At 64.4% G+C, this 20,043-nt stretch carries 21 protein-coding genes; 8 read left to right on the top strand and 13 right to left on the bottom strand.

The window, feature by feature from the left end; genetic code table 11:
- Positions 1 to 248 precede the first annotated feature (248 nt).
- A complete protein-coding gene (locus tag ACN8M7_RS01770) occupies positions 249 to 1,412 on the top strand; it encodes a type III PLP-dependent enzyme (protein WP_061240531.1) in 1,164 nt (387 codons plus the stop codon).
- 107 nt (positions 1,413 to 1,519) lie between these two features.
- On the opposite strand, the gene ACN8M7_RS01765 is transcribed toward ACN8M7_RS01770, so the two are convergent.
- Entirely contained in the window at positions 1,520 to 3,751 is a 2,232-nt protein-coding gene (locus ACN8M7_RS01765; RefSeq protein WP_490259561.1) for a TonB-dependent receptor domain-containing protein, read from the bottom strand.
- Between the two features lie 228 nt (positions 3,752 to 3,979).
- Between ACN8M7_RS01765 and ACN8M7_RS01760 the strand changes: the two genes are divergently transcribed.
- On the top strand, positions 3,980 to 4,723 hold the full coding sequence (locus ACN8M7_RS01760) for a 5-oxoprolinase subunit PxpA (RefSeq protein WP_490259560.1): 744 nt from the start codon (positions 3,980 to 3,982) through the stop codon (positions 4,721 to 4,723).
- A 4-nt stretch (positions 4,724 to 4,727) separates the two neighbouring features.
- Here the strand turns inward: ACN8M7_RS01760 and ACN8M7_RS01755 are convergent, their stop codons facing one another.
- Together ACN8M7_RS01755 and ACN8M7_RS01750 are read right to left on the bottom strand one after the other, a co-directional pair.
- Positions 4,728 to 5,018 (bottom strand): DUF2218 domain-containing protein, encoded by a 291-nt coding sequence (locus ACN8M7_RS01755; protein ID WP_490259559.1) that lies wholly within the window; start codon positions 5,016 to 5,018, stop codon positions 4,728 to 4,730.
- A gap of 43 nt (positions 5,019 to 5,061) precedes the next feature.
- Positions 5,062 to 5,703, bottom strand: coding sequence for an NAD(P)-dependent oxidoreductase (locus ACN8M7_RS01750; protein WP_490259558.1), 642 nt, complete (start codon positions 5,701 to 5,703; stop codon positions 5,062 to 5,064).
- Between the two features lie 100 nt (positions 5,704 to 5,803).
- Here ACN8M7_RS01750 and ACN8M7_RS01745 point away from each other — a divergent pair, with 100 nt between their 5' ends.
- Positions 5,804 to 6,691 (top strand): LysR family transcriptional regulator, encoded by an 888-nt coding sequence (locus ACN8M7_RS01745; protein WP_490259557.1) that lies wholly within the window; start codon positions 5,804 to 5,806, stop codon positions 6,689 to 6,691.
- An 87-nt stretch (positions 6,692 to 6,778) separates the two neighbouring features.
- Positions 6,779 to 7,666 (top strand): PA4780 family RIO1-like protein kinase, encoded by an 888-nt coding sequence (locus tag ACN8M7_RS01740; protein WP_490259556.1) that lies wholly within the window; start codon positions 6,779 to 6,781, stop codon positions 7,664 to 7,666.
- 87 nt (positions 7,667 to 7,753) lie between these two features.
- On the opposite strand, the gene cueR is transcribed toward ACN8M7_RS01740, so the two are convergent.
- The 3 genes from cueR to ACN8M7_RS01725 form a co-directional block, all read right to left on the bottom strand.
- Positions 7,754 to 8,191 (bottom strand): Cu(I)-responsive transcriptional regulator, encoded by a 438-nt coding sequence (cueR, locus tag ACN8M7_RS01735; RefSeq protein ID WP_490259555.1) that lies wholly within the window; start codon positions 8,189 to 8,191, stop codon positions 7,754 to 7,756.
- Positions 8,188 to 10,569 carry a heavy metal translocating P-type ATPase gene (locus ACN8M7_RS01730; RefSeq protein ID WP_490259554.1) on the bottom strand — a complete coding sequence of 794 codons (2,382 nt, stop codon included), beginning with the start codon at positions 10,567 to 10,569 and terminating at the stop codon, positions 8,188 to 8,190. The genes cueR and ACN8M7_RS01730 overlap by 4 nt, the downstream gene beginning before the upstream one ends.
- Before the next feature lie 168 nt (positions 10,570 to 10,737).
- Positions 10,738 to 11,130, bottom strand: a complete 393-nt coding sequence (locus ACN8M7_RS01725) for a hypothetical protein (RefSeq protein ID WP_061240540.1) — start codon at positions 11,128 to 11,130, stop codon at positions 10,738 to 10,740.
- Between the two features lie 112 nt (positions 11,131 to 11,242).
- On the opposite strand from ACN8M7_RS01725, the gene ACN8M7_RS01720 reads away from it, so the two are divergent.
- Positions 11,243 to 11,440 carry a heavy-metal-associated domain-containing protein gene (locus ACN8M7_RS01720; protein ID WP_061240541.1) on the top strand — a complete coding sequence of 66 codons (198 nt, stop codon included), beginning with the start codon at positions 11,243 to 11,245 and terminating at the stop codon, positions 11,438 to 11,440.
- A gap of 75 nt (positions 11,441 to 11,515) precedes the next feature.
- On the opposite strand, the gene ACN8M7_RS01715 is transcribed toward ACN8M7_RS01720, so the two are convergent.
- Together ACN8M7_RS01715 and ACN8M7_RS01710 are read right to left on the bottom strand one after the other, a co-directional pair.
- Complete coding sequence (locus ACN8M7_RS01715; RefSeq protein WP_490259553.1) at positions 11,516 to 12,136, bottom strand: TetR family transcriptional regulator; 621 nt, start codon at positions 12,134 to 12,136, stop codon at positions 11,516 to 11,518.
- A 26-nt stretch (positions 12,137 to 12,162) separates the two neighbouring features.
- Positions 12,163 to 12,300: a hypothetical protein gene (locus tag ACN8M7_RS01710; RefSeq protein WP_490259552.1), complete on the bottom strand. Its 138-nt coding sequence runs from the start codon at positions 12,298 to 12,300 to the stop codon at positions 12,163 to 12,165.
- A 93-nt stretch (positions 12,301 to 12,393) separates the two neighbouring features.
- Between ACN8M7_RS01710 and ACN8M7_RS01705 the strand changes: the two genes are divergently transcribed.
- On the top strand, positions 12,394 to 13,563 hold the full coding sequence (locus tag ACN8M7_RS01705; protein ID WP_061240543.1) for a multidrug effflux MFS transporter: 1,170 nt from the start codon (positions 12,394 to 12,396) through the stop codon (positions 13,561 to 13,563).
- A gap of 7 nt (positions 13,564 to 13,570) precedes the next feature.
- Here ACN8M7_RS01705 and ypfJ read toward each other — a convergent pair whose 3' ends face one another.
- Positions 13,571 to 14,431 (bottom strand): KPN_02809 family neutral zinc metallopeptidase, encoded by an 861-nt coding sequence (ypfJ, locus tag ACN8M7_RS01700; RefSeq protein WP_061240544.1) that lies wholly within the window; start codon positions 14,429 to 14,431, stop codon positions 13,571 to 13,573.
- A 52-nt stretch (positions 14,432 to 14,483) separates the two neighbouring features.
- Positions 14,484 to 14,918 carry a DUF411 domain-containing protein gene (locus tag ACN8M7_RS01695; RefSeq protein WP_490259551.1) on the bottom strand — a complete coding sequence of 145 codons (435 nt, stop codon included), beginning with the start codon at positions 14,916 to 14,918 and terminating at the stop codon, positions 14,484 to 14,486.
- Between the two features lie 129 nt (positions 14,919 to 15,047).
- On the opposite strand from ACN8M7_RS01695, the gene ACN8M7_RS01690 reads away from it, so the two are divergent.
- The gene (locus ACN8M7_RS01690; protein ID WP_061240546.1) at positions 15,048 to 15,431 is read left to right on the top strand and encodes a DUF4345 family protein; all 384 of its coding nucleotides are present in this window, start codon (positions 15,048 to 15,050) and stop codon (positions 15,429 to 15,431) included.
- A 93-nt stretch (positions 15,432 to 15,524) separates the two neighbouring features.
- Here the strand turns inward: ACN8M7_RS01690 and trmA are convergent, their stop codons facing one another.
- On the bottom strand, positions 15,525 to 16,613 hold the full coding sequence (trmA, locus tag ACN8M7_RS01685; RefSeq protein ID WP_490259550.1) for a tRNA (uridine(54)-C5)-methyltransferase TrmA: 1,089 nt from the start codon (positions 16,611 to 16,613) through the stop codon (positions 15,525 to 15,527).
- Between the two features lie 202 nt (positions 16,614 to 16,815).
- Positions 16,816 to 18,108, bottom strand: a complete 1,293-nt coding sequence (locus tag ACN8M7_RS01680) for an NCS2 family permease (RefSeq protein ID WP_490259549.1) — start codon at positions 18,106 to 18,108, stop codon at positions 16,816 to 16,818.
- 200 nt (positions 18,109 to 18,308) lie between these two features.
- Here ACN8M7_RS01680 and ACN8M7_RS01675 point away from each other — a divergent pair, with 200 nt between their 5' ends.
- Positions 18,309 to 18,860: a DJ-1 family glyoxalase III gene (locus ACN8M7_RS01675; protein WP_061240549.1), complete on the top strand. Its 552-nt coding sequence runs from the start codon at positions 18,309 to 18,311 to the stop codon at positions 18,858 to 18,860.
- Positions 18,861 to 18,935: 75 nt separating this feature from the next.
- Here the strand turns inward: ACN8M7_RS01675 and ada are convergent, their stop codons facing one another.
- The gene (gene ada, locus ACN8M7_RS01670) at positions 18,936 to 19,964 is read right to left on the bottom strand and encodes a bifunctional DNA-binding transcriptional regulator/O6-methylguanine-DNA methyltransferase Ada (protein ID WP_490259817.1); all 1,029 of its coding nucleotides are present in this window, start codon (positions 19,962 to 19,964) and stop codon (positions 18,936 to 18,938) included.
- Positions 19,965 to 20,043 lie beyond the last annotated feature (79 nt).

Here is a 20,043-nt window from a genome sequence, read left to right as displayed (position 1 = left end):
CGCGCCCGAACGTCCATGCTGGAAACGATCCATCCGGCTCAAGTACTGACGACGAGAGATCGCTGGTGGCCCACCGCGATCAGTGATGCTCGGCGACATGCCTTGGGAAGTAGGCGAACCAAAGTGGGGAAACTGTCAGACGTTCAGGCTTGTGCTTTGCGCGGCCACCCCCGACACGTAGCGGAACCTGTCAGGCGTTTCGCTGCCCGAATTCATGTGTTCCTGGTTTTGCCATTGGAGTCCCCAGCATGTCGATCAAGGTCGAAGACTACTACGCACCCGCCACTTTCCAGCGCATGAAGGCATTCGCCGATCAGCACGAGACACCCTTCGTGGTGATCGACCGGCAGATCATCGCTGACGCCTACGATCAACTGGGCAACTGCTTCCCGTTCGCCAAGATCTATTACGCGGTCAAGGCCAACCCCGCCACCGAGATCATCGAGCTGCTGCGCGACAAGGGCTCGAGCTTCGACATCGCCTCGATCTATGAGCTGGACAAGGTCATGGCCACCGGCGTTGGCCCGGAGCGCATCAGCTACGGCAACACCATCAAGAAATCCCGCGATATCCGTTATTTCTTCGACAAGGGCGTGCGTCTGTTCGCCACCGACTCCGAAGCCGACCTGCGCAACATCGCCAAGGCCGCACCGGGTTCGAAGATCTACGTGCGCATCCTCACCGAAGGCTCCACCAGCGCCGACTGGCCACTGAGCCGCAAGTTCGGTTGCCAGCCGGACATGGCCCTGGACCTGCTGATCCTGGCCAAGCAACTGGGCCTGGTGCCGTACGGCATCTCCTTCCACGTCGGTTCGCAGCAGCGTGACATCGACGTCTGGGACGCCGCCATCGCCAAGGTCAAGGTGATCTTCGAGCGCCTCAAGGAAGAAGACGGTATCACCCTGCAGATGATCAACATGGGTGGTGGCTTCCCGGCCAACTACATCCAGCGCACCAACGACCTGGAAACCTATGCCGAGGAAATCACCCGCTTCCTCAAGGAAGACTTCGGTGACGACTTGCCGGAAATCATCCTCGAGCCGGGTCGTTCGCTGATCGCCAACGCCGGCGTTCTGGTCTCGGAAGTGGTGCTGGTGGCGCGCAAGTCGCGTACCGCCGTGGAGCGCTGGGTCTACGCAGACGTGGGCAAGTTCAGCGGCCTGATCGAAACCATGGACGAGGCCATCAAGTTCCCCATCTGGACCGAGAAAAAGGGCGAGATGGAAGAAGTGGTGATCGCCGGCCCGACCTGTGACAGCGCCGACATCATGTACGAGAACTACAAGTACGGCCTGCCGCTGAACCTGGCCAGCGGTGACCGCCTGTACTGGCTGTCCACCGGTGCCTACACCACCAGCTACAGCGCGGTGGAGTTCAATGGTTTCCCGCCGCTGAAGTCCTACTACCTGTAAGGCAGCTTAGGGAGGCCAGGCTGCAGTACGCGTCCAGGCGTCCAGCGCAGCGCCCCTAAAGCAAAACGCCAGCCCTTGGGCTGGCGTTTTGCTTTGTTCAGCTGTGCTCAGAACTCGATGACTGTCGACAGCCACAGGCGGCGACCTTCTTCGAGCGTGCCGCTGGTGGACTGCGCGATCTGCGTGTAGTCAGACGCCCAGCCGGTGGTGCCGGTGTTGGTGGTGTAGTAGCTGCCGCTGGTGAAGTCCTTGTCGAACAGGTTGTAGATCGTGGCGCTGAAGGTCACGTTTTCCGATGCCTTGAATGAGCCGCCGAGGTGGAAGACCTCATAGGCTTTCAGGTCGCCGGCGGCGTCATACAGGGCCTTGTTCGCCGCACTCAGGTTTTCGTAGCGGTCGGTAAAGCGGGCGCGTTCGCCACGGTATTCACCCTTGAACCACAGGGTCAGGCGATCATTGGCCGTCCAGCTCAGGCGCGCGTGAGCCATATGTTCCGGTGTATTGGTCAGGGGCGCGCCCTTGTTGATGCCGCTCTTCTGCTTGCTGTCGGTGTAGGTGTAGTTGACGGCCAGTGCCCAGGCCGGGGCGAATTCCCAGCGACCGGCCACCTCGAGCCCCTTGGTAACGGCTTCGCCGATGTTCACGCTCTGGGCGAAGTTCTCCTGAGTGAAGCCCGAGCCGTAGCTGACGCAGCCAGGCTGGTTCGGATTCGCAGCGTAGAAGCAGTTGGCCAATGGCGTGCCGTCGTCGATCTTGTCCTTGAACTTGTTATGGAACAGGGTGACGTTGGCGTTGAAGCCGGAGAGGTTGTCGTAGTAGGCACCGATCTCGGTATTGGTGGTGATTTCCGGATCGAGGTCGGGGCTGCCGATGGTGATGGTCGAGCCCTGCCCGGTTACGCCGTTGATGCCACTGTGCAGCTGGTTGAGTGTCGGAGTCTTGTAGCCACGGCTTACGCCGCCCTTCAGGGTCCAGGTGTCGGTGGTGTTCCAAACCAGGTAGGCACGCGGGCTGACGTGGCCGCCAAAGGCTTCATGATCCTCGTAGCGGGCGCCCAGGGTCAGCGCCAGATCTTCATGCAGGCGCCACTCGTCCTCGGCGAACAGCGCCCAGGAGGTTTGCTGGAAATCCTCATCGGCGATGCCGTCGGTAACCTTGGCATCCCACCACTGCGCACCGACGGTGGCGATATGAGAGTCGCCCACCGGGGCGACCAACTTGCTGTCGACGACCAGATCGGTCGACTTCAGCTTACGGTCATCGCCGATGATGATCGACGGGAAGCCGGTGTACGCGTTGCCAATCGGATTCCCGGGAATGGTGCGGCCGAAGGTTTGCGTGGTGTTGTGGGTGATGCTGCTTTCCAGCGTGCCGAAGCTGAGGCGCCCTGTATGGCTGAGGGCGAACTGATCGCGCTCGAAGCGCAATTCATCCTTGTAGCCATTGGCACGTAGTGGGGCGTTGCTGGTGCAGCCATCGACGGCGCTGCCACCATTCTTGCCATCGAGATTGCCCAGCTGGCAGTCGTCGTTGTTATAGACCTGGCGGCCCCGTTCGAAGTCGAGGGAGAAGTCGTGGGCTTCGTTCGGGGTCAGGGTCAGGCGGGTGCCGAAAGTGGTGTTACGTCCCTCGACGGGTGAGGCTCCGCGCTTGCTGACGGTGCTGTCGTTGTCGAACTGCAGGTCCGACTCGCCGCGGTCATACAGGCTGCCACGTACGGCCAGGCCGAGCAGGCCGTCGATCAGCGGGCCGCTGGCATACAGGCTGGTGTTGCTGGCTTCACCGTAGTCGCGGTTTTCCTGGAAGGTGTGATCCAGGCTCAGGCTGGCGCCCCATTCCTTGGCCACCTTGCGGGTGATGATATTGACCACGCCGCCCATGGCGTCGGAGCCGTAGAGCGTGGACATCGGCCCACGAATCACTTCGATACGCTCGATGGCCGACATCGGTGGCATGAAGCTGGTGGACGTTTCGTTGAAGCCGTTGGGGGTGACGTTGCCTGCCGTGTTCTGGCGACGGCCGTCGATCAGAATCAGGGTGTAGTCGCTGGGCATGCCGCGAATGCTGATATTCAGGCCGCCGGTCTTGCCGGTGCCCTGACGCACGTCGATGCCTTCCACGTCTTCCAGGGCCTGCGCCAGATTGTTGTAGCGCTTCTGCTGCAGTTCTTCGCGGCTGATCACGCTGATGCTGGCTGGGGCTTCAGTGATCTTCTGCTCGAAGCCGGACGCACTGACGACCACGTCACCCAAAGTGATGGGCTCGTTGGCCTGAACGCCAAAACTGGCGGCCAAGGCAATGGCGCTGGCCAAGGCAGTACGGGAATTGAGGGGGGACATCGATCTACTCCTGGCGGTAAAAGGGTGCAGTCGTAACGAGTGCAAACGGCCGGGATGATAGTGATTTGCATATAAGGTTCAATTGCGAATGATATGTATGCCCATGCGCTTCGGCTGCAGAGCCCGTGGTGGCTGGGCTGCAGGTAGGTGTAAATTTTGTAAATACGAGCAATTCTCGAGTGGCTCCAGGGCTTTACGCAGCCTTTCCAGGCGCTCTAATCTGCAGATATGAACCGTATTCTTCTCAACTGCGACATGGGTGAAGGCTTCGGCGCCTGGCGCATGGGTGACGACCGACTGGCCATGCCGCTGATCGATCAGGCCAACCTGGCGTGCGGCTTCCATGCCGGGGATCCGCTGATCATGGCGCGTGGCGTCGAGCTGGCGGTGATGCACGGGGTGAGTGTTGGCGCGCATCCGTCCTACCCGGATCTGCAAGGCTTCGGTCGGCGTCATCTGCAGTGTTCGCCCGAGGAGGTCCGGGCACTGGTGCTCTACCAGCTCGGTGCGCTGGATGCCTTCTGCCGAGCCGCCGGCAGTCAGCTGGCATACGTCAAGCCGCATGGCGCTCTGTACAACGATCTGGTGCGTGACGATGCGCTGCTGATGGCGGTGCTCGACGCCTGTGCCAGTTACCGCAAGGGCCTGCCGCTGATGGTCTTGGCGCTGGCCGACAATGGCCGCGAGCTGCGCCTGGCTGACGAAGCCGATGTGCCGCTGATGTTCGAGGCGTTCGCCGATCGCGCCTATCTGTCAGATGGTCAATTGGCACCACGCCGGCTCAGCGGCGCGGTGCACCAGGATGCCGAGCGCATCCTCGATCAGGCGCTGGCCATTGCCCAGGGCGAGTCTTTTGCCGACATCGATGGCAAGCCGCTGCAGCTGCGGGCTGACAGCCTGTGCGTGCATGGCGACAACCCCGAGTCGCTGGCGGTGCTGCGCCGTTTGCGCGCCAGGTTGGATGCGCTCTGAGCGATCAGCTGGGTTGCCAGTTCAGCGTCAGTTGCTGCTGCCAGGCAAAGCGCTCGAAGTGACTGCCGACTACGCCCTCCAGGCGTTGCAGGTTCTCGCTGTTGGCGCTCTCGACCAGCAGGCGCAAACCCTGATTTTCTGCTGTCAGGGTGGCCTGGCCGGTGCCGAACTCGATACGGCCCTGATGTTCATCGAAGCTGACCGGAATCTTGTGGGCGAAGTGCTTGCACAGGCGGCTGATGTAGCGCGCCGGAGTGTCGGTTGTGACGAAAGCACAGCTGCTGAATGGGCTCATGAAAGATCCTCTGGGTTATTGGCGTGGGCAGCGGCCGCGATGTTCAGTACGCCACGGTGAAGCGTTGGCGGATATGTTGCGGCCGCTCGGCTTCGTCGATCAGCGCCACGGCCAGGTCGGCGACCGAGATGCTGCCCGGTTCGTCGCCATTCATCAGCAGCTCGTCCTGACCCAGGCGGAACTTGCCTGTGCGTGGCCCCGGAACGAGCAGGGCGGCTGGCGAGAGAAAGGTCCACTCCAGCCCGGGCTCTTCACGCAGCATGTTCAGCGCCTGACGCGCGCCCTCGGCGCCTTCCTTGTACTCGGCGGGAAAGTCCGGGGTATCGATCAGTTGCACGCCGGGTGCGACGTATAGACTGCCGGCACCGCCCACTACCAGCAGGCGCTTGACGCCTGCCTGCTTGCTGGCCGCGATGATCGAGCGGCTGCCAGCGATGAACTGCTCACGAATGTCCGCCACACCCCAGCCGGGGTTGAAGGCGCTGATCACAGCGTCGTGGTCGTGCAAGTGCCTGGCCAGCGCTGCGCTGTCGTGAACGTCGACCGCAACGGCAGTGAGCTGCGCATGCGCGCTCAGCTTGTGTGGGTGGCGCACCAGGGCGGTGACCTGATGACCACGGTTCAGGGCCTCTTGCAGTAGTGGGGCGCCGACGTAACCAGTAGCGCCGATCAGTGCGATCTTCATTGGGGAAATCTCGAATAGTGATGGTGAACACATGATCGCTGCTGGATAAACGCGGGAAAAAGTGGCCTGATGCACTTGGATAATTAAGCAGGGCTTCATAATGGAGCAGCTCAAACACATGGCGCTGTTCGCCACCGTGGTGGAAAAGGGCAGCATGGTGGCCGCTGCCGAAGCCCTGGGGATGAGCGCCTCTGCGGTCAGCCAGCAGATCCGCCGACTGGAGGAGGCCACTGGCGTCACGCTGCTGCATCGCACCACGCGCAAGCTGACGCTGACCGAGGCCGGTGCAAGCTTCTACGACAGCTGCCGGCAGATCGTCGAACTGGCGCAGCGGGCCGAACAGCGCCTGGCCGAGCAGCGCGATGCCCCGGTAGGAGAGCTGCGTGTCGCCGCGCCGGTCGGCTTTTCCGGGCCACTGCTGTGCGAAGCGCTGTCGCCCTTGCTCAGTGCGCATCCGGGGCTGAGCCTGAGCCTGTTCTTTCACGATGAGCCGATCGACCTGGTCGAGTCACGCATCGACCTGGCCGTGCGTGTCGGCCGCCAGGAGGATTCCAGCCTGGTGGCCCGTTACGTGACCGACTGGCGCATGATCCTGTGCGCGGCGCCGACCTATCTGGCTCGTGTCGGTGTGCCGGTCGAACCGCAGCAGTTGCTCAGGCTCGACTGGATCGGCCTGCATCTGGAGCGCAACCAGCACCTGACATTGACTGGCCCCGGCGCAGTGCAGCAGCGTCTGCGGCTGGAGACGCGCATCAGCTGCAACAACATTCTGGCTGCGCGCCAGTTCACCCTCGCCGGCATGGGCGTGTCGTTGCAGCCCGAACCGGAAATCCGTGACCTGCTGGCCCGTGGCGAACTGCTGCCGCTGCTAGCGGATTGGCAACTCGAATCCATCGGCCTGTATATCGTTACGCCCCGTCGCGATGCGCAACCGGCCAAGGTGCGCTACGCCATGGAGGCGCTCAGGCGTCATCTGGTCAGTGCATGAACATCAACAGTCGGCATCCGCCTCTGGCTATGCGAGGATGGGGCCGTAATCAATTTCTCCGCCAGAAAGGACCCGTGATCCACACCGATGAAGACGCCCAAACGTATTGAGCCCCTGGTCGAGGACGGCCTGGTGGATGAGGTGCTGCGGCCGCTGATGAGCGGCAAGGAAGCAGCGGTCTATGTGGTGCGGTGTGGCGACGAGCTGCGCTGCGCCAAGGTCTACAAGGAAGCGAATAAGCGCAGCTTCCGCCAGGCATCGGAATATCAGGAAGGTCGCAAGGTCCGTGGCAGCCGTCAGGCTCGGGCCATGGCCAAGGGCAGCAAGTACGGGCGCAAGGAGCAGGAGCAAGCCTGGCAGAACGCCGAAGTCGCCGCGTTGTTTCGTCTGGCCAATGCCGGCGTGCGGGTCCCCAAACCCTACGACTTTCTCGATGGCGTGCTGCTCATGGAACTGGTCGGCGACGGCGAGGGCGACGTTGCGCCCAGGCTCAATGACGTTGACCTGCACCCGGACGACGCGCGTGAGTTCCATGCCTTCATGATCCAGGAAATCGTCAAGATGCTCTGCGCCGGCCTGGTGCACGGCGACCTGTCGGAATTCAACGTGCTGCTCGGCCCTGAAGGCCCGGTGATCATCGATCTGCCGCAAGCCGTGGATGCGGCGGCCAACAACCACGCTTTCAGCATGCTCGAGCGCGATGTACGCAACATGGCCGAATATTTCGGCCAGTTCGCCCCCGAGTTGAGATACACCAAATACGCCAAGGAAATGTGGGCACTGTTTGAGGCCGGCAAGCTACAGCCCGACACGGCGTTGACCGGCGAGTTCGCCGACGTCGAGGACGCTGCCGATATTGACGCGGTAATGCGCGAGATCAAGGCAGCCCTGGCCGAGGAAGCGAAGAAGCAGGCCCTGCTCAACGCCGAAGACGAACCCAAGGACGCCGAACCGATTCCGCCCTGGATGCGCTGAAAGGGCTCCACTGCGTAGGGTGCGCCGCGTGTACCTGGCTTTGTGGGGCTCAGGGGTGGCGCTCAAATGCCCCGGATTGCATCCAGGCTACGCAGTGCCTTCGTTGTGATGCGAGCACCTCGTAGCGCCACAGCCTACGCCCTGCTCGATGCCTTTGAGGATCGGGCAATCTGGCCGGTCGTTGCCTTGGCAGCTGGTCGCCAGCTCGACCAGCGTGTCGCGTAGCGCACTCATCTCGGCGATCTTGCGTTCCAGCTGCGCGATATGCCCTTCGGCCAGCGCCTTCACATCGGCACTCGCGCGCTGCTTGTCCTGCCACAGGGCCAGCAGCTTGCCGACTTCCTCCAGCGAGAAACCCAGGTCCCGCGCGCGCTTGATGAACGCCAGGCGGTGTAGGTCGCTCGCGCTGTACTGTCGGTAGCCACTCTCCGAGCGCCCGGCATGGGGCAGCAGATCGATGGCCTCGTAGTAGCGAATCATCTTGGCGCTGAGGCCGGTGTGCTTGGCGGCTTGGCCGATGTTCATCGCATTTGATCTCCCTTCGGCTTCCAGCGACTGAGCAGCAGCGCGTTGCTCACCACGCTGACGCTGGACAGGGCCATGGCGGCGCCGGCGAACATCGGGTTGAGCAGGCCGGCGGCGGCCAGCGGGATGCCGATCAGGTTGTAGATGAAGGCCCAGAACAGGTTCTGGCGGATCTTGGCGTAGGTACGCCGGCTGATGTCCAGCGCCGCTGGTACCAGGCGCGGATCACCGCGCATCAGGGTGATGCCGGCGGCATGCATGGCTGCATCGGTACCGCCGCCCATGGCGATGCCGACATCCGCAGCCGCCAGGGCCGGCGCATCGTTGATGCCATCGCCGACCATGGCCACGCTGCCCTGTTGACGCAGCTCGCCGATCAGGCGTGCCTTGTCCGCTGGCAGCACCTGGGCGTGTGGCTCGTCGATGCCGAGTACGCTGGCGACCGCCGCGACGCTGCCCTGGTTGTCGCCACTGATCAGGTGGCTGGTGATGCCCTGTTCGCGCAGTTCGGCGATGGCTTGGGCGGCGCCGTCCTTGAGCTGGTCACCGAAGGCCAGCAGGCCAAGCAGGCGCGGCGCGCTGGTGGTCTCGATCAGCCAGGACAGGGTGCGGCCTTCTGCTTCCCAGGCTTGTGCCGACTCGGCCAGTGCCCCGGCCAGCAGTTGGCTTTCTTCCAAAAGGCGGCTGCTGCCCAGTTGCAGGCTGCGGCCTTCGACCTCGCCGGCGATGCCGCGCCCTGTCAGCGCACGGCTGTCGCTCAGCGCTGGCAGGCTGATGTGCTGCTCGCCACAGCGCTCCAGCACGGCCTTGGCCAGCGGGTGTTCGCTGCCCTGTTGCAGGCTGCCGGCCAGGCGCAACAGTTCCGCCTCGCTGGCATCGCCCAGGCCGATATGGACGATGCGCGGCTTGCCTTCGGTGAGGGTGCCGGTCTTGTCGAAGGCAACGTGCTGCACGGCATGCGCCACTTCCAGCGCTTCGGCGTCCTTGATCAGGATGCCGTGGCGCGCGGCGACACCGGTGCCGGCCATGATTGCGGTCGGCGTGGCCAGGCCCAAGGCGCAGGGGCAGGCGATCACCAGTACCGCCACGGCATTGAGCAGAGCACTTTCCACTGGCGCGCCCAGAGCCAGCCAGCCGAGTAGCGTAGCCAGGGCGATCAGCAGCACGGCGGGGACGAACACCTGGCTGACCTTGTCCACCAGTTTCTGGATCGGCGCCTTGGCTGCCTGGGCGTCCTCCACCAGGCGGATGATCCGTGACAGCACGGTTTCCGCACCGAGGGCGGTGGCCTCCACCAGCAGGCGGCCTTCGCCGTTGATGGCTCCGGCCGTGACCTTGTCGCCCGCTTGCTTGGCCACTGGCAGGCTCTCGCCGCTGATCAGCGCTTCGTCGGCATGGCTGCTGCCTTCCACCACCTGACCGTCGACCGGGAAGCGCTCTCCCGGCTTGACCAGAACGCGATCGCCCAGCGCCAGTGAGTCGATCTCGACGCGCTCCTCGCGCCCCTCCACCAGGCGCACCGCATGATCCGGGCGCAGCGCCTGCAAGGCGCGAATGGCGCTGGCGGTCTGGCGCTTGGCGCGGCTCTCCAGGTACTTGCCGAGCAGGATCAGGCTGATGATCACCGCCGAGGCCTCGAAGTACAGGTGCGGCATCTGTCCGGCCGGTGTCACGGCCCACTGGTACAGGCTCAGGCCGTAGCCGGCGCTGGTGCCGATGGCCACCAGTTGATCCATGTTGCCGGCACGAGCCTTCAGCGCTTGCCAGGCCGCGCGATAGAAGCGTGCGCCGAAGATGAACTGCACCGGTGTGGCGAGCAGGAACTGCGCCCAGGCGGGCAGCATCCAGTGCAGGCCGAAGGGCGCGACCAGCATCGGCAGCACCAGCGGCAGGGTCAGGGCGATGGCGGCCAGCAGGGGCAGGCGTTCACGTTGCAAGCGGCGCTGCGCCAGGTCTGTGGTTGGGCGTTCGTCCAGCAGGCTGGCCTTGTAGCCGGCTGCGTCCACGGCCTTCAGCGCCTGTTGCGGGTCGAAGCCGGCGAGCACCTGCAGGCGCGCCTTTTCGTCGGCGAGGTTGACGGCGATTTGGCTGACGCCCGGCAGTTTCCCCAGCGCACGCTCGATGCGGCCGACGCAGCTGGCGCAGGTCATGCCTTCGATGGCGAGCTCCAGGGGCTGGCTGGGTACGCTGTACCCCGCAGATTCGATGGCGGTGATCAGTTGCGGCAGGCTGCCGCCGGGCGCTTCGATACGCGCCTGCTCGTTGGCCAGGTTGACGCTGGCGTTGCTTACCTGCGGCAACTTGCGCAGCGCGCGCTCGACACGGCCAGCGCAACTGGCGCAGGTCATGCCCTGGATCGGCAGGTCGAAGGTCGTCATGGTTGCGCTCCCTGTGACAGGCCGTTGAAAAAACCAGGCGAGGCACTCTGACAGAGCTCGCACGCAAGGCCGTCTTTAACGCAGCAATGCCAACGCAGGTAGTTCTTCAACGGACTGGTAACGTTGTGGCTACAGGATCAACCTTGCCCCCATGGCAAGGTCAAGCCTTCAGTTCAGCGTCGGCGCGACATGCAGTCGCAGGCCATCGCTGCCCATGGCGATGCGGTAGCGGCGCACCTCACCAGCCCGCAGTTCCAGCGCCTGGCCGGCGAGCTGGTTGATGCCGTCCTGGCAGGAGCCGGTACCGGTCAGGCCAAGGCGCAGCGAAACCCTGCCAGGCGGCAGGTTGAAGGACACCGACTGGCCCTGGTGCAGGCGGGCGGCCATCTGATCATGCAAATACAGCGCGACTTCGCAGGTGGTGGCCACTTCGAGGCGTTCGCGCGAGACGATCAGCACCGCGTAGCCTTCGCCCTGGCTCGTCGCGGGTAATGGTGCCAGCGGTTCGGCCTGGGCCAGAGGCGCCATCAGCAGGACAAGGGTGGAGCAGAGCAGGCGCATGGCGAAGGGCCTCGTACACAAACGCGGTGAATGACATGGGGCAAAGGCTTGACCTTGCCATCGTGGCAAGGTCGAGACTACACCCATCGACCACTGATTCAAGGAGTCAGCAATGCAGCAATTCAAGGTTAGCGGAATGTCGTGCGGTCATTGCTCGCGGGCCATCACTCAGGCAATCCAGGCGCTGGAGCAGGCCGCCAGGGTCGAGGTCGACCTCGCCGCCGGCCTGGTGCGTGTCGATGCCCAGCTGGATGCCGCGCAGATTCAGGCGGCGATTCGCGAAGAGGGTTACGAGGTGGTGCCTGCGTAGCGTCGCGGGCAGCGCTGCATCAGTCAGGGAAACTGTTGAGAACCACCTCGGCATCCATGCAGTCGTCTACGCCTGCTACGGCCACTGCCGCAGTAGGCCGCGGAAGCAGCTGTCGATCATCGCCGGAGTGTCGGTCTGGGCGTCGAACAGATTGGGATCGCGCAGCCAGTCGCTGAACAGGCCGACGATCAGCGCGTGCAGCGTGCGCGAGGCCAGGCGTGGAGTGATGTCGGGCTGCAGGTGCGGTTGTACCGCTGGCAGGGCGAACTGTTGTTCGCACAGGGCGATGAACTGATTGACGAAGGTCTCGTGACGCTCCTCGGCTTCACGCAGGTCTTCGGTGAACTCGCAGCGGCGCAGCAGCACGGTGAGGATGCGCCGGCGCTGTTCGTCCAGCACCAGGTTGGCCATGGCCTCTATGCACAGGTCGCGCAGCAATTGCAGCGATGACAGGCCATCGACCGCCGCCAGCTGTTCGGCCAGTGGCTCGAGCGGCAGGCGTACCTGATTGAGCATTTCATGGAACAGATGGGCCTTGTTCTGGAAGTGCCAATAGACCGCACCGCGCGTGACCCCGGCATGCCGGGCGATATGCTCGAGGCTGGTATGGGCGACTCCGCGCTCGAGAAACAGGTGCTCGGCGGCGGCGAGGATGGCGCTGCGGGTTTTCTCCGCATCTTCTTTGGTTCTACGCATGGCGATCCGGTTTTTTGGAACTAGGCTCAGAGGGTGCCGAGTGTACCGATTTTGCCCTGCCTGCTGGTGGCGTGCTGCGTCATGCCGATGCTCCCTTTGCTGGTGAAGTCGGCGGCGTAGCAGGCTCGCTGCAGTGGCAAGTCGAGGATGAGCAGCGACCGCATTGGGCCACCTGGGGCGTGGTTCGACACCCCGCGCTTTCGTATGCGACCCGGTCGGTGAGATGATTAGCCGGCTAACAATAGTCCGGACTATTCATGAACCTGCGAACGCTGCTGATTCTGGGCGCGCTGTGCGCCTTTGGCCCCCTGGCCATCGATTTCTATCTACCGAGTTTCCCTACCCTGGCCCAGCAGTTCGGCACCGATGTCGAACATATCCAGCTATCGCTGGCCGCCTACTTCGTTGGTATCGCCATCGGCCAGCTGTTCTATGGGCCGTTGGCGGACCGTTTCGGCCGGCGACTGCCGCTGCTGGTCGGGGTGACGTTGTTCACCCTGGCGTCGCTGGCCTGTGCCCTGGCACCTAGCCTGGAGTGGCTGGTGACGGCGCGTTTCGTCCAGGCCTTGGGTGGCTGCGCCGGGATGGTGATTACCCGCGCGGTGGTGCGTGACCTGTGCGATCCCCTGGCCTCGGCCAAGGTGTTCTCGCAACTGGTGCTGGTGATGGGCCTGGCGCCGATCCTCGCGCCGCTGGGGGGCGGGTTGCTGCTCAATACCCTGGGCTGGCCGTGGATCTTCCATAGCCTGGCGCTCTTCGCCGGGCTGTGTCTGCTGGCCGTGCTGGCGTGGCTGCCGGAAACGCGCCCACAGCATCTGCCACCGGCGCCGCTGAGCGGTGCCTTCGGCCAATACCGTGCGCTGCTGTGCAACGCCCCGTTCATGGGCTACAGCCTGGCCGGCGGCGTGGCAATGGCCGGCATGTTCGCCTACATCGCCGGCTCGCCGTTCGTCTTCATCGAGTTGTACGGCGTGCCGGCCGAGCACTACGGCTGGTTGTTCGGCAGCAATGCGGCGGGTTTCGTGATCATGGCGCAGGTCAACGCGCGCCTGGTGCGCAGCGGCGGGCCGGCGCTGTGGCTGCGGCGTGTGGCGCTGGTGTACGTGGTCAGTGGGCTGTGCCTGCTGCTGTTGGCTCTGTGGCAGCCGGCGCAGTTGTGGCCGCTATTGATTCCACTGTTCATCTGCGTGGCCAGTCTCGGGTGCGTGCTGCCCAATGCCACCGCCTGTGCCATGGCCGGGCAAGGGCGGCACGCTGGCAGCGCGTCCGGGTTGCTGGGCAGCATGCAGTTCAGCGTGGCCGCTGGCGCGTCGGCGCTGGTGGCCTTCCTGCATGACGGTTCGGCCGTGCCCATGGCGTTGGTGATCGCCCTGTGCGGCGCTGGAGCCTGCGGCTTCGCCTGGTGGAGCAAGCGTTTCGTGGTCTGATCAGGCGTTACAGGCGCGCTGCCTTGAAGGTGTCGCAGCGCGCCGGCTGGCCGCTCTCGAAACCGGTGCTGAACCAGCGTACGCGCTGCTGTGAGGTGCCATGGGTGAAGGCGTCCGGCACCACCTGGCCTCGCGCCTGTTTCTGCAGGCGGTCATCGCCAATGGCGCTGGCCGCATTCAGCGCCTCTTCCAGGTCGCCTGCTTCCAGCCAGTCGTGTCGGCGCTGTGCGTGATGCGCCCAGACCCCGGCCAGGCAATCGGCCTGCAGTTCCTGACGCACCAACAGGCCGCCATCGCCCTCGACCCGCTCGCCGCGCTGGCGCGCCGCGTTGACCTTGGCGGAGACGCCGAGCAGGGTCTGCACGTGATGGCCAACCTCATGGGCGATCACGTAGGCCTGGGCGAAGTCGCCAGCTGCGGAAAAGCGCTGCTCCATCTCGCGGAAAAACGCCATGTCCAGATACACCCGCTGGTCACCTGGGCAGTAGAAGGGGCCGACCGCCGAACTGGCGAAACCACAGGCGGAATTGACGCCGCCGGAGAACAGCACCAGTTGCGGATCGCGATACTGCTGGCCAGCCTGCTGGAACAGTTCGCGCCAGGTGTCTTCGGTGTCGCCGAGGATGGCGCGGACGAACTCGCTCTGTTGATCATTGGCCGGCGGAGCGCTTTGTGTCTGGGCGACCTGCGGCTGGGTGGCCTGGCCGGCGATCTGACCAAGAATCTGCAACGGATCCTGGCCCATCAGCAGGCCGACGATGACGATAATCGCCACGCCGCCGAGGCTCAGGCCACCGCCGAGTCGCCTGCCGGAGCGGCCGCGCGCATCCACCACGTTGTCACTGCGTCTACCGCGTTGCCAGCGCATGGTCGTACTCCCAGGTTGGTTGTCGCCGCAGTGTAGCCGCGTTGGTGTCGACTCAGTTGGCCGGATAGTCGCTCAGCAGCTGATCCTGGCGTTCACGATCCAGGCCGATGACCTGATAGGCGTCGACACGATCGCCATATTCCATGCCCGGCGAGCCCATGGGCATGCCGGGTACGGCGGCGCCGATCAGGTCCGCACGTTGACGCAGTTTGAGAATGTCGGCGGCCGGTACATGGCCTTCGACGAACTTGCCGTCGATCACGCCGGTATGACAGGAGGCCAGGCGTGGCGGCACGCCGAGGCGCTGTTTGAGCGCACTCATGTTGGCCTCGACATGGTCGTTGACGGTGAAACCGTTATCCTGCAGGTGGCTGATCCAGGCCTTGCAGCAGCCGCAGTTGGCATCGCGATGCACGTCGATGGTCAGCGGCTCGCTGGCGTGAGCCAGGCCGGTAAGGAGGCAGAGGGCGAGCAGGGAACGATGCATGGCAGGACTCCAGGTGAACGAACGCCCAGCATAGCGCCGGCGCATGCGCTGCCCAAGTGATTGCGACTATGCGTCGCGACAGACGGCGCCTATGCTGGCAGGCAGTCGATCATTGCCTGGTAGTCGCCAATGCTGTTTGCCCGAATCGTCCTGCTGATCCAGATCGCTGTCCTGCTCGTGCTGGGGCTGGCCTACTTCATTCGGCCCGAGGAAATGGCCAGCTTCAGTGGTGCGCTGCTGATGGGCAACGCGGCGGTAACCGAGGTGCGCGCCTATTACGGTGGTTTGCAACTGGGTCTGGCGGCTTACCTGGCGATGGCGCTGTTACGCATGGATCTGCTGCGACCGGCGCTGCTTCTGCTGGTGCTGCTGTACAGCGTGCTGGCCCTGGCGCGCGTTGCCGGGTTGTGGCTCGACGGCGGCGCGCAGCAGACCTTCAACCTTTATGCGCTGCTGCTCGAAGTGGTGTCGGCCGCTCTGGCCTGGTGGGCGTTGCGCGGGCTTGCACGCTAGCAGCGCATTCCCCACCGGCTGTGTAGCCCGGATGCAATCCGGGGACGGTCTTGCGCATTGCCCCGGATTGCATCCGGGCTACGGGGATGTGAGTCAGCGCCGTTCCAGCAATACACCCGCTTCCATGTGATGGGTGTAGGGAAACTGGTCGAACAGCGCGCTGCGCGTCACCTTGTGGGTGTCGTTGAGCTGGGCGATGTTGGCGGCCAGAGTCTCCGGGTTGCAGGAAATGTACAGGATGCGCTGGAAACGCCGGGTCAGCTCGCAGGTGTCCGGGTCCATGCCGGCGCGCGGTGGGTCGACGAAGACGCTGCCGAATTCGTAGCTCTTCAGATCGACGCCGGCCAGGCGGCGGAACGGCCGCACATCGTTGAGCGCCTGGGTCAGCTCTTCGGCGGACAGGCGCACCAGCTCGACGTTGTCCACGCCGTTGTCAGCCAGGTTGGCCAGGGCGGCGTTTACCGAGGTCTTGCTGATCTCGGTCGCCAGCGCCTTGCGCACGCGGGTGGCCAGCGGCAGGGTGAAGTTGCCGTTGCCGCAGTACAGCTCCAGCAGGTCGTCGTCACGTTCGCCGAGCACGTCATAGGCCCAGCCGAGCATCTTCTCGCACACCCGGCCATTGGGCTGGGTGAAGGCGCCTTCGGGCTGGCGATAGCGGAAGCTGCGACCGGCTACGGTCAGTTTCTCTTCCACGTAGTCGCGACCGATCACCAGGCGCTGGCCACGGGAGCGGCCGACCAGGCTGACGTTGAGCTCGGCTGCCAGTTTCTCCGCCTCGGCCTGCCAAGCGTCGTCCAGCGGGCGGTGGTAGGCCAGGGTGATCAGCGCATCGCCGGCCAGGGTAGTGAGAAACTCCACCTGGAACAGCTTGAATGACAGCGCTTCGCTGGCCTGCCAGGCGGCGCGCAGGCGTGGCATCAGCTCGTTGATACGCAGGCTGGCGATGGGGAAGTCGTCGAGCAGGATCGGCGTGTGCTTGTCGCCTGGGGCGAACATCGCGTAGTGGCGCTGGCCGTCTTCACGCCACAGGCGGAACTCGGCGCGCATGCGGTAGTGCTCGCGCGGCGAGTCGAACACCTCAGGCTCTGGGGCGGCGAAGGGCGCCAGCAGTTCGACCAGGCGGGCCCTCTTCTCGGCGAGTTGGGCGTCGTAGGTGGCGGGGTCGAATGCGGGGCGGCTCATCGGTCACTCATGGGGCAGGAAAACGGGGGCGCCATTGTAGCGGAGGCGATGGGCGCGTGCCTTGGGTCGCTCGTCGGTATGGGCGGATGGTGATCATGTAGGTGGGGATGACGTTTTTTCATCCACCGTTTTTGTGGCCGCAGAGAAGGTATAGGTGGACATGAAAAACGATGTCCACCCTACGCCTCGAGATACCCGGTAGTCAGGTGAAGTAAGCCAGCTTGACGATGAACAGGGCGGAGAGCACCCACATCGCCGGGTTCAGTTCGCGCCAACGGCCAGCCAGTACCTTGACTGCAGTCCAGGCGATGAAGCCGAAGGCGATGCCGTTGGCGATGGAGAAGGTCAGCGGCATGGCCAGCGCCGCGACCACCACTGGGGCGGCGACGGTCAGGTCGTCCCAGTCGATCTGCGCCAGGCTGCTCATCATCAGTACCGCGACGAACAGCAGCGCCGGTGCGGTGGCGTAGGCCGGTACCGAGCCAGCCAGCGGAGCGAAGAACAGGCTGAGCAGAAACAGCGCCGCGACCACGCAGGCGGTCAGGCCGGTACGCCCGCCAGCACTGATGCCGGCAGCCGATTCGATGTAGCTGGTGGTGGTGCTGGTGCCCAGCGCGGCGCCTGCCATGGTCGCGGTGCTGTCGGCCATCAGGGCGCGGCCCAGGCGTGGCATCTTGCCGTCCTTGTCCAGCAGATCGGCCTTCTGCGCCACGCCCACCAGGGTGCCGGAGGTGTCGAACAGGTCGACGAAGAGGAAAGCGAAGATCACGCTGACCAGGCCGATATCCAGCGCCCCGGTGATATCCAGTTGCAGCAGGGTCGGCATCAGCGATGGCGGCATGGAGATCACGCCCGGCAGCTCGGACAGACCGAGGGCGATGGACAGGCCGGTGACCAGCAGGATGCCGATCATCACCGCGCCAGTGATCTTGCGGTAGGCCAGTGCCGCGATGACGAAGAAGCCCAGGCAGGCCAGCAGGGCGCCGCCTTTGCTCAGGTCGCCGAGGCCGACCAGGGTGGCCGGGTTATCGACCACGATGCCGGCGTTCTTCAGTGCGATGATCGCCAGGAACAGGCCGATACCGGCAGCGATACCGGCGCGCAGGGCCAGCGGGATGCTGTTGATGATCCATTCGCGGATCTTGAAGATCGACAGCAGGAAGAAGATCGCACCGGAGAGGAACACCGCACCCAGCGCGGTCTGCCAGCTGTAGCCCATGGTCATGACCACGGTGTAGGTGAAGAAGGCATTGAGGCCCATGCCCGGCGCCAGAGCGATCGGGTAGTTGGCCAGCAGGCCCATCACCAGCGAGCCGATGGCGGCGGCCAGGCAGGTGGCGACGAACACCGCGCCGTGGTCCATGCCGGTCTCGGCCAGCATGTTGGGGTTGACGAAGAGGATGTAGGCCATGGTCAGGAAGGTGGTGATCCCGGCCAGTATCTCGGTGCGCACCGTGGTGTGGTGGGCTTTGAGTTGGAACAGTCTTTCCAGCATGGTGGCTCCCCGAGGCGCGAGCGCGCCGAAATTGGTCTGCAGAAAGCAAAGCACATTCGTCCGTACAGGCCGGAAAATTGCCCCGGTTTCGCAAAAGCCGCGCATCATACCAGCAAGGTTTTGCCTGGTGAATTTACCGTCTGCCGTGTCTTTTTATGACCGGGTGGACAGTTTCATTTTCTGCCTCAAGGAGTTCCGAAATGAGCAAGCGAGCACTGATCACCGTCGCCGATGGCGTAGAGGATCTGGAGTGCGTGACCCTGATCGACGTGCTGCGCCGCGCCGATATCGAAGTGCTGGTGGCCAGTATCGAAGAACGGCGAATGATCACCTGTGCCCGTGGCACCCGGCTGACCGCCGATGCCATGCTGGTGGACGTACTGGCGCAGGATTTCGACCTGATCGTGCTGCCCGGTGGCATGCCGGGTGCCCAGCATTTGGCTGACTTCGAACCGCTGGCCGAGCGGGTACGCAAGCAGGCCAAGGCTGGCGAGCTGTTCGCCGCGATCTGCGCCGCACCGGCGCTGGCCTTGCAGCAGTACGGCGTGCTCAGACAGCGACGGATGACCTGCTATCCGGCGTTCAGCGACCGGCTGAGCGGCTGCACCTTCGTCGATGAGGCCGTGGTGGTCGATGGCAACTGCATCACCAGCCAGGGCCCAGGAACGGCATTGGCCTTTGCCCTGACCCTGGTGGAGCAGCTGGTTGGGCGCGGCACGCGTACCGAGGTGGCCAAGGCGATGCTGGTGTAAAGAGCGCGGCCTGACGCTGTAGCCCGGATGAAATCCGGGGCGCAGGTCATGGTGTTCCCTCAGATTGCATCCGGGCTACGTCTCCTGGCTTTCTTGCTCCAGCAGCCTGCGCTTGCGCTGCAGCCCCCAGCGGTAGCCGCTGAGGCTGCCATCGCTGGCCACCACGCGGTGGCACGGCAGTAGCAGGGCGATGGCGTTGCTGGCGCAGGCACGAGCGATTGCCCGCGGGTGACTGTGCAACTGGCCGGCGAGATCGGCATAGCTGCGTGTCTCGCCGCTGGGAATGTTCTGCAGCGCCTGCCAGACGCGTTGTTGAAAGGCCGTGCCGCGAATGTCCAGGGGCAGATGGGCGGCGCGCTGCGGTTCCTGCAATTGCGCCAGTACCTGCTGCAGCCAGTTGCGCAGCCCGCACTCATCCTCTTCTAGTTGGGCGGCGCCGAAGCGCTGTTGCAGCTCATCACGCAGGGCTTGCGGGTGATCGCCGAAGAGCAGGGCACAAACCCCCTTGTCGCTGGTGGCCAGCAGCATCTGCCCGAGCGGGCAGGCGGCGATGCTGTAGCGCAGGTGCTCGCCAGCACCGCGCTGGCGGCGCTGCGCCGGGCTCATGGCCTGGGGCTTTTCATAGAGTGCGCGGGTACCTGAGTAGCCCGCGGCCAGGGCCGCATCGAGCACGTTGCCCGCCTGGGGCAGCTGGGTATCCAGGCGCTGGCGGCGCTGCGCCGCGGCCCAGGCATTGGGCGTCATCCCGGTGCGCGTCTTGAACGCACGGGCCAGGTGTGACGGCGACAAACCGATGCGTGCCGCCAACTGCGGCAGCGTCAGGCGCTGTTCGCCGCGCAGCAGCTCACAGGCGGCCGCAACCAGCGTGTCGAGCTGCTGTGCCGGGCTTTGCCCCTGTGGCGAGCAGCGCTTGCATGGGCGAAAACCGGCTGCCTCGGCACTCGCGGCGTCGGCATGAAAACTGACGTTATCGCGCCTTGGCCGCCGCGCGGGGCAGCTTGGCCGACAATAAATGCCGGTGCTGCGCACGGCGAAGACGAAGCGTCCGTCGAACGCCTCATCGCGTTCGCAGACAGCCTGCCAGCAGCGGTCCTGGTCGAGCATGGCACAGCCCTTGTGGTAGCGATCGTGCTGACGATTGTCGGCGGTGAGCATTGCGCTGCCAATCCGCATTGCACTTTCA

Source organism: Pseudomonas spartinae (assembly GCF_965197125.1).
GTDB lineage: Bacteria > Pseudomonadota > Gammaproteobacteria > Pseudomonadales > Pseudomonadaceae > Aquipseudomonas > Aquipseudomonas composti_A.
Note: the sequence above shows the minus strand (reverse complement) of the source record. Positions and strands in the feature narration are given on the sequence as shown.

Bases quoted from the DNA above. Each gene is read 5' to 3' on its own strand.
- ACN8M7_RS01770 (WP_061240531.1), top strand. From the start codon at position 249: ATGTCGATCAAGGTCGAAGACTACTACGCACCCGCCACTTTCCAGCGC.
- ACN8M7_RS01765 (WP_490259561.1), bottom strand. From the start codon at position 3,751: ATGTCCCCCCTCAATTCCCGTACTGCCTTGGCCAGCGCCATTGCCTTG.
- ACN8M7_RS01760 (WP_490259560.1), top strand. From the start codon at position 3,980: ATGAACCGTATTCTTCTCAACTGCGACATGGGTGAAGGCTTCGGCGCC.
- ACN8M7_RS01755 (WP_490259559.1), bottom strand. From the start codon at position 5,018: ATGAGCCCATTCAGCAGCTGTGCTTTCGTCACAACCGACACTCCGGCG.
- ACN8M7_RS01750 (WP_490259558.1), bottom strand. From the start codon at position 5,703: ATGAAGATCGCACTGATCGGCGCTACTGGTTACGTCGGCGCCCCACTA.
- ACN8M7_RS01745 (WP_490259557.1), top strand. From the start codon at position 5,804: ATGGAGCAGCTCAAACACATGGCGCTGTTCGCCACCGTGGTGGAAAAG.
- ACN8M7_RS01740 (WP_490259556.1), top strand. From the start codon at position 6,779: ATGAAGACGCCCAAACGTATTGAGCCCCTGGTCGAGGACGGCCTGGTG.
- cueR (WP_490259555.1), bottom strand. From the start codon at position 8,191: ATGAACATCGGCCAAGCCGCCAAGCACACCGGCCTCAGCGCCAAGATG.
- ACN8M7_RS01730 (WP_490259554.1), bottom strand. From the start codon at position 10,569: ATGACGACCTTCGACCTGCCGATCCAGGGCATGACCTGCGCCAGTTGC.
- ACN8M7_RS01725 (WP_061240540.1), bottom strand. From the start codon at position 11,130: ATGCGCCTGCTCTGCTCCACCCTTGTCCTGCTGATGGCGCCTCTGGCC.
- ACN8M7_RS01720 (WP_061240541.1), top strand. From the start codon at position 11,243: ATGCAGCAATTCAAGGTTAGCGGAATGTCGTGCGGTCATTGCTCGCGG.
- ACN8M7_RS01715 (WP_490259553.1), bottom strand. From the start codon at position 12,136: ATGCGTAGAACCAAAGAAGATGCGGAGAAAACCCGCAGCGCCATCCTC.
- ACN8M7_RS01710 (WP_490259552.1), bottom strand. From the start codon at position 12,300: ATGCGGTCGCTGCTCATCCTCGACTTGCCACTGCAGCGAGCCTGCTAC.
- ACN8M7_RS01705 (WP_061240543.1), top strand. From the start codon at position 12,394: ATGAACCTGCGAACGCTGCTGATTCTGGGCGCGCTGTGCGCCTTTGGC.
- ypfJ (WP_061240544.1), bottom strand. From the start codon at position 14,431: ATGCGCTGGCAACGCGGTAGACGCAGTGACAACGTGGTGGATGCGCGC.
- ACN8M7_RS01695 (WP_490259551.1), bottom strand. From the start codon at position 14,918: ATGCATCGTTCCCTGCTCGCCCTCTGCCTCCTTACCGGCCTGGCTCAC.
- ACN8M7_RS01690 (WP_061240546.1), top strand. From the start codon at position 15,048: ATGCTGTTTGCCCGAATCGTCCTGCTGATCCAGATCGCTGTCCTGCTC.
- trmA (WP_490259550.1), bottom strand. From the start codon at position 16,613: ATGAGCCGCCCCGCATTCGACCCCGCCACCTACGACGCCCAACTCGCC.
- ACN8M7_RS01680 (WP_490259549.1), bottom strand. From the start codon at position 18,108: ATGCTGGAAAGACTGTTCCAACTCAAAGCCCACCACACCACGGTGCGC.
- ACN8M7_RS01675 (WP_061240549.1), top strand. From the start codon at position 18,309: ATGAGCAAGCGAGCACTGATCACCGTCGCCGATGGCGTAGAGGATCTG.
- ada (WP_490259817.1), bottom strand. From the start codon at position 19,964: ATGCTCGACCAGGACCGCTGCTGGCAGGCTGTCTGCGAACGCGATGAG.